General features: G+C 64.9%; 5 protein-coding genes. 1 reads left to right on the top strand and 4 read right to left on the bottom strand.

The window, feature by feature from the left end:
- Both NZM16_RS03000 and dnaG read right to left on the bottom strand, forming a co-directional pair.
- A partial coding sequence (locus NZM16_RS03000) for a sigma-70 factor domain-containing protein (protein ID WP_295478457.1) occupies window positions 1-333 on the bottom strand: 333 nt, incomplete at its 3' end.
- Window positions 334-614: 281 nt separating this feature from the next.
- Window positions 615-2,555 carry a DNA primase gene (gene dnaG / locus NZM16_RS02995; protein WP_295450293.1) on the bottom strand — a complete coding sequence of 647 codons (1,941 nt, stop codon included), beginning with the start codon at window positions 2,553-2,555 and terminating at the stop codon, window positions 615-617.
- A gap of 86 nt (window positions 2,556-2,641) precedes the next feature.
- Between dnaG and cofD the strand changes: the two genes are divergently transcribed.
- Window positions 2,642-3,751 (top strand): 2-phospho-L-lactate transferase, encoded by a 1,110-nt coding sequence (gene cofD / locus NZM16_RS02990; protein ID WP_295478454.1) that lies wholly within the window; start codon window positions 2,642-2,644, stop codon window positions 3,749-3,751.
- Window positions 3,752-4,062: 311 nt separating this feature from the next.
- Here the strand turns inward: cofD and NZM16_RS02985 are convergent, their stop codons facing one another.
- Together NZM16_RS02985 and NZM16_RS02980 are read right to left on the bottom strand one after the other, a co-directional pair.
- Window positions 4,063-5,340, bottom strand: coding sequence for an MFS transporter (locus NZM16_RS02985; RefSeq protein ID WP_295450299.1), 1,278 nt, complete (start codon window positions 5,338-5,340; stop codon window positions 4,063-4,065).
- A gap of 203 nt (window positions 5,341-5,543) precedes the next feature.
- The gene (locus NZM16_RS02980; RefSeq protein ID WP_295478451.1) at window positions 5,544-6,644 is read right to left on the bottom strand and encodes a glycoside hydrolase family 99-like domain-containing protein; all 1,101 of its coding nucleotides are present in this window, start codon (window positions 6,642-6,644) and stop codon (window positions 5,544-5,546) included.
- Window positions 6,645-6,994 lie beyond the last annotated feature (350 nt).

Here is a 6,994-nt window from a genome sequence, read left to right as displayed (position 1 = left end):
GCGGATCTCATCCAGCCGCCGGGGGGCCTGGAGGCGGATGGCCAGATCCAGCTCCTGAGTGGGCTCCAGCAGCGGAACCCGGCTGATCTCCCGCAAATACATCCTCACCGGATCCTCCGCCACCTCCGGACCCCACCATTCCTCCAGGGCCTCGATCTCCTCCTCGATCCCTTCGCTCTCAATCTCTTCCAGTTCGGTTTCCTCGGGCTCCTCCGGGAGGGATTCCTCAGCGATTTCTTCCTCTTCCTCCTCCGGGAACCCTTCCTCTTCCTCCAGCCATTCTTCTTCGAGGCCCCGCTTCTCTTCGTCGTTCTCCCACGGCTGTTGCGACATCCGCGGACACTCCTTTCCCGAATAGATCCGGACAGCCCAATGGGTGATGCAGAACTTGTGCCGCTGGCCCCCGATCAGAGGGCAGGGATCCTTCTTCCCCCACTCCTGAAATCCCCCGACTGGGTGCAGGGGGAGGGGTGGATTCCAGGGGCCGGACGGGGAGCGATCTCCCTCAGCCGTCTCTTTTCCCTCCTTGCCCCTTTATGGGACCGTCAGGAGGGGATGGCCCTGCACCAGCCTCGGCCAGGTCACCTCGAGGATCGACCGAGATGAACAAGGCGCTAACGGCGGGCCGTTGCGGAGAGCGAATCGTCCATCATCCATCGCCGATATCGGAAGCGTTGCGCCTGATTGATCGCTTCCGCCAGCGCCTGCCATTTTGCCATGAATTCGTCTTGAGGCCAATCCGGAACGGACTCCGCCAGCGCCTGGAGATCTTCCAGGACTTCCTTCAGGCGCTGTTCACGGATCCACAGCGCCAGACGCAACGCTTCCTCCGCCCATCGCTCGTCCTCTGGATCGAAGCCGCGCAGCAGCGCCTCGCGGCGCCGGAGCCGTTCCATCCACAGCGTTCGTAGCAGCGGCCCGGCGCGCTGGGGCTCTGTCCCTTCCTCCGGCCAATCTTCCACCGGCCCAAACTCCATCAGGTTCCGGAAGAGGGCTCGATGGGCAGAATCCAGGAAATCCTCTTCGGAGAGGGGCTCCAGGCCCAGCTCCGCGAAACGGACGTTTACGTAGGGCAGGAGGTCAGGTCCCAAGCCCAGCATCACCAGTAGGGTGGCTTCCGCTTCCGTCCCGCTTTCGAAGGCCTCGGCACCTTTCCTGGACGGGGAGGGCACGTTACGAGGAGACACGTCGCGACGCGCCCCCACCCTGGGCCTGTTCATGCGATGGCTGGTGACCTGTTCCAGCAAAACCCGCTCGTTCAGCCGGGCCATGCGAGCTGCCTGCTGGATGTAGACATCCCGCTCCACCGGATCCGGGATCGCGGCGAGGATCGGGACGATCTCCCGCACGAAGGCCGCTTTCCCTTTGGGATCCTCCAGACGATGCTGGGCGGCCAGATAATCCAGCAGGAAGGCGATGACCGGGCGCGCTCCCTCCACCGCCCGGATCCATTCCTGCGGGTCCCGGCGGATCAGCTCGTCGGGATCCACGCCTTCCGGCAGGGTCAATACGCGCAGGTCCACCCCCAGCTGGCCGCTCAGGTGGATCAACCCACGAGGGCCGAGCTCCACGGTGGTCTCGGGAAATGCTTCGCGGGCCGAGGCCAGCCCTCGCAGCACCGCATGCATCCCGGCCGGGTCGGCGTCCAGAGCCAGCACCAGACGCTTCAGGCCGCGGCTGAGCAAGCGCAGTTGCGTCTCGCTGAGGCTGGTCCCCAGGGCGGCCACCACGTTGGTGAAGCCCGCCTGATGGGCCATCATCACATCGAAATATCCCTCCACGATCACCGCCACGCCTGTCCGCCGGATCTCCGCCCGGGCCAGGTCCAGGGCGAAAAGCACTGCGCTTTTATCGAAGAGGAGCGTCTGGGGGGAATTGAGATACTTTGGCTCCTCTCCGCCCAGGGCCCGGGCTCCAAAGCCGATCACGTGGCCCTGGGGATCGCGAATGGGGATCATCAGGCGGCCCCGGAACCGATCGAAGGCGGTGCCGTCCTCCCGGATGACCACCAGGCCGGCGGCCTGGAGCTCTTCCATGGGGAAGCCCCGACGGAGCATGGAATCGATCAGAGCGTGCCATGCGCTGGGGCTGTAGCCCAGGCCGAAGCGCTCAATGGTTTCGGAAGTAAGCCCCCGGGCGGCCAGATAGGCCCGCGCCGGCTCGGCCTCCGGCGTGTGGCGGAGCTGGTGCTGGTAGAAAAGGGTGGCGGCCTCTAGGACCTCACGGAGGCGCGCGCGCTCCCGCTCGCGGGCCTCGGCTTCCGGCGTCCTGGGCTCGAGAGGGATGCCGGCTCGTTGCGCCAGGACCCGCAGGGCCTCCGCGAAGGTCAGCCCATCGCGCCGCATCACAAACTGGAAAATATCGCCGCCCGTGTTACAGGCGCCGAAGCATCGCCAGGTCTGGGTATCGGGGAAGACCACAAAGGCCGGCGTGCGCACATTGTGGTGGAAGGGGCAGAACCCGATATAGTTCTTCCCCGAGCGGCGTAGCTGGACGCTTTCCCCGATGATCTCCACGATATCCAGTCGGGACTTGATTTCCTCGATCAGGGACATAGGACATTCATCCGGGCAGTGAGCGGGTGTTCCCACGATCGGCCATGGGAAGCGCATTCGCTTTTTCCGTGAGGGGCTTGGAGCCGATGAAACATGATCTGCATCCCACGCAGGTCCGGGCGGACCAATATGATCATCGCATTCCGGCCAGGCTGTTTTCCCATCATAGCTGGGATGAGAGCATCCTGCCAAATCGGAAGGGACAAGCATATCGCCCGCCTCTGGTCGATAATGATTCCATCCTCATCGTGATGGAGGATCTGGCCATGCAGGTGGTGGTGCTCGCGGGCGGCGTGGGGGGCGCCCGGATGGCGGATGGGTTCGCCCGGGTGTTGCCGCCGGAGGATCTCACAGTGGTCGTGAACACCGGCGACGACTTCGAATGGCACGGCCTTCTGGTGTGCCCGGATGTCGACACGGTGATGTATACCCTGGCCGGGATCGCGAACCCGGAAACCGGATGGGGGATCGCAGGGGACACCTGGGCGGCGCTGGAGATGCTGGCGCGATACGGCGGGGAGACCTGGTTCCGTATCGGGGATCGCGATCTGGCCACCCATGTGTTCCGGACCTTCCTGTGGCGTCAGGGCGTGCGGCTGAGCGAGATCACCGATCGCCTCCGCCGCGCCCTGGGGGTGCGGGTGGCCATCTGGCCGATGAGCGATGATCCGGTGCGGACCATTGTGGAGACCGAGGAGGGGCCGCTTCCTTTTCAGGAGTATTTCGTTCGGCGAGGATGCGCCCCACCGGTGCGGGGATTGATCTGGGAGGGGCTGGAACGGGCCCGACTGTCGCCGGAGGCGCATGCAGCCTTGGAGGCCGCGGATCTGGTGGTGATCGCCCCTTCCAATCCATATGTCAGCATCGGCCCGATCCTGGCGTTGCCGGGGGCGCTGGGGCTCATCGAGCAACGACGGGTGGTGGCGGTCTCGCCGATCCTGGGGGGGCAGGCGTTAAAGGGCCCAGCGGCCAAGATGATGGTGGAGCTGGGAGAGTCCCCCTCGGCCCTCACCGTGGCGCGGCGCTATCAAACTTTCCTGGACGGCTTCGTGCTGGACCGGGTCGATGCAGCGCTGGCCGCTGGGGTGGAGGCCATGGGGATCCGTCCGCTGGTGACGGATACGGTGATCCTCGACCCGGGGGCACGCGCCCGACTGGCGGAGGAGATCCTGCGATGGGTGGCCTCCTGGGGATAATTCGGGTGCCGATCCCAGGTTGCGCGGGAGCACTGATCGGCGGACGGGTGGGAATGTAACGGGGAATGGCCTAGCGCCCTCAGGAGGGAAGCGGGCCAGGCCCCTCTCCAGGGCCTGTGGGGCGCCGCCCTCCGCAACGCCCCAGCCCCAAAACCCCCAGGAGAGCTTGGAAGTGGCATATAGCATTTTTTTGCAGGCAGGCGAGACCGGTGAAAGCGATCTCGCTTGCCTGCGGATCGGGAACATCCTCTGGCCTGGGTCTGCCCTACCGGGGCGCGCGATGGATTGTTGGCCTGACGCCACCTTAGCTTTTAAGACCCCGAAGCCATCTGGGCGGCGCGGGCGCGGAGCTCCGCCCGCAGGGCCAGGATATCCCGCGGAGCCGAGGCGATCGCCAGGGCGAACAGCACCCCGCACACCAGCCAGGTGCCCACGCAGATCGTCAGGATCGCCGTGTGCAGGGAGGTCCGCACGGCCAGCAGGCCGGTGAGGAACGGCGCTAGGGAGGCGCCGCTGCCCTCGATAAACGATTCCAGGGCCTGGGCGGAGCTGCGGATCTCCGGCGGGCTGATGTCGAAGACCGTGGCCAGGACGTTCGGGGCAGCAAGGGGGATGGTGAAGGCGGTGAGGATCACCATGATCCAGAAGGCGCCGAAGGCCTGAGGGGGGATGGACATGGTGATCGCCAGCAGGATCGCTCCGGCCAGCACTCCGGCCATGGAGACGATCAGGCGTCCTCGCAGGGTTCGTCGGAACAACCAGTCGCCCATCGCCCCGCCGGCCAGATATCCCATGGACATCACGATCACGGCGGAGGCCATGATGAGGAAGATCTGGGTGTTGGTATAGCCCCGTTCTACTTCCAGGTAGCGGAAGAACCAGAAGGAGATCACGTTCCAGGGGAAGACGCCGAAGAACCCCTGCGTGACCAGGAAGACGAACGTGGGCTTGCGCAGCAGAGCGCGGACCTCAGCCAGATTGAAGCGGTAGGCCGGGATCTCGGGGAGGCCGGTGAGCTCCGGCTCGCTCTGTCCCCGAGGGACCTCGCGGACGATCCTCCAGATTATGAAAGCCATCAGGACGCCCAGGGCACCGGTGATCAGGTAGATCGTCCGCCAGCCGATGAGATCCTTGAGGCTGAGGGCGAGAGCGACGCCCATCAGATACCCGACCGGTCCGGTCATCTGGAGGAAGCCATAGATGCGGCTGCGGAGCTGAGGGCCGAAGTAATCGGAGATCAGGCTATAAAGGCCAGGGTATGCATTATCGTCGATCCCGGTGGAGGCGCGGGTGATCAGGAAGAGAGGATAAGTCGGGGCGATGGCGCTGAGCCAGGTCGTGGCACCCCAGATGAAGGAGGCCAGGCCGATCAGCAGAGGACGGGCGAAGCGATCTGCGAGATAGCCCCACAGCGGGTAGAGGAAAAGGCCTACCAGCAGGGCGGCTGTGGAGGCCAGCCCCATAAGATCTTCCCCAATTTGGAAGGTGTTCATAATATCGGTGGCCAGGGGGCCCAGGAGGAGTTTGTCGGTTTGATGGAGAAGCATGAAGGCGAACAACACCCCAGCGACCGCCCACGGTGCGCGCATGAGTGCCTCTCCTGATCGAAAGGATCCATGGTGCCAGCGGCTCATCGACTCTGGCAATGATCTCACTGCGACGGATTGTATCACAACTCAAGCGGCCCTCTGGCCGGCTTCCGAGGGCTTTTTGAGGGCTGAGAAGACCGCTGGAAGCAGCCTTATCGAACTTCGAGTAGAGGCGCAACGCCATCGCGTTTCAGGTTCCCCGCTTATCGCCCCTTGTAGCGCGCCGCCCATTGCGCGGTCAGTTGCAGGTAGAGATCCCCGAAGCGGACGCTGGGCTCAATGTAGGAGCCTTCCACCCATTCGTTGAAAGAGTGAATCAGGATGAGGTCGGGCTGGGTGGGCAACACCGCCTCCCAGGTCCGGGCGTAGTAGGCGCCGTTCTCGCGATCCCGGGCGAAGGGCGTGCTGCTCACCCGCAGGTCCGTGCAGTGGGGCTGGGCCGAGTTCAGATCATCCCATCCGGGCATGACCGTGCCGATCCAGAGTTTGGGCTGGCCGGTCCGTCGCTCCCAATCCCGCACCCAACCGGCCCAGCGGGAGGCCCCGCGATAAGCCGTCGGGCAGCATGCGTGGTCGATCTTGTAGACGTAAAGGCCATCGAAGACGGCCAGATAATCGGGCTTCAGTCCTTCGGCGATCCACCAGGTCGTGCGCTGGGGATCCACCGCCTGGCGGATCTCCGCCCAGCGGGCCACGGCGATGGCCACCTCCCGATCCGAAGCGGGCCGGTTCCCGGCGGCATCGGGAACCCGATACAGATCGCTGAACAGGATCACCGGCCGTCCGGCGACGCGGAGGAAACGAGGATGGGCGGCGTAGCGGGAGATCAGATATCGCAGCGAATCCACCACTCCCTGCTGATGGGCTTCGGGCAGAATATGATAAAGAAAGGTAACCGTGGAATCGAAGCCCTCCGGCGACATGTTCAGCACCTTCTCGAAGTTGGCGTCGGTGCGGTTGCCCGGGGCGAACCAGTGGACAGCAAAGCCGTCGATCCCGGCGGCGCGGGCCTGGGCGATATGGCGGGCGATCACACCGGGATCATCGGAGTTGTAAACGCCGTCCCGGGGCTGGTCCGAATCTGAGGTGCAGCCGGTGAACCACGTGCCCGGGTCATACCAGGGGAAGTAATTGGCCAGGACCCGTCGGGGGGCAGAAGGACGCTGCGGGCCGGATGAGGGGTTTGGGGCCGGCGTCCGGGCGGGCGCGGTCGTTAAGGCAGGCCGTGGGGTCGGGGAAGGCCTTGGGGTGCGGGTTGGGCGGGCGGTGGGGGAAGGTCGCGACGGCCGGGTTGATGTAGCCATGCGAGTCGGCCTCGCCGTGGGAGAGAGGGGGGCGACGATCGGGAGCGTGGCCTTCGTGGAGGGAATTGAGGAGGATGTGGGAGCGGGGGATAGAGCACGGGTGGTCGGGCGCGTGTCTCTGGTAGGGGAAGGAGAGACCGGACGGGCTCCGGATCGATCGGTGGACGAGATCGATAGGGCAGGGGCGGTCCAGCATCCCGTCAGCAGGATGAGAACGAGAGCAATCCCGAGGGTTCCTCTCATGGTCTTCCTCCTGAGCAGCCAAGGGATTTGCTGAAATGGCGAATGGTTAGGGGCCAGGCGTTGCCTTCAGCGGCACCTCAACCCCAAGACCAGCGGGAGAGCTCGGA

Origin of the sequence: Thermoflexus sp. (assembly GCF_025055495.1) — a bacterium.
GTDB lineage: Bacteria > Chloroflexota > Anaerolineae > Thermoflexales > Thermoflexaceae > Thermoflexus.
This window is presented reverse-complemented; position numbering and strand designations above follow the sequence as displayed.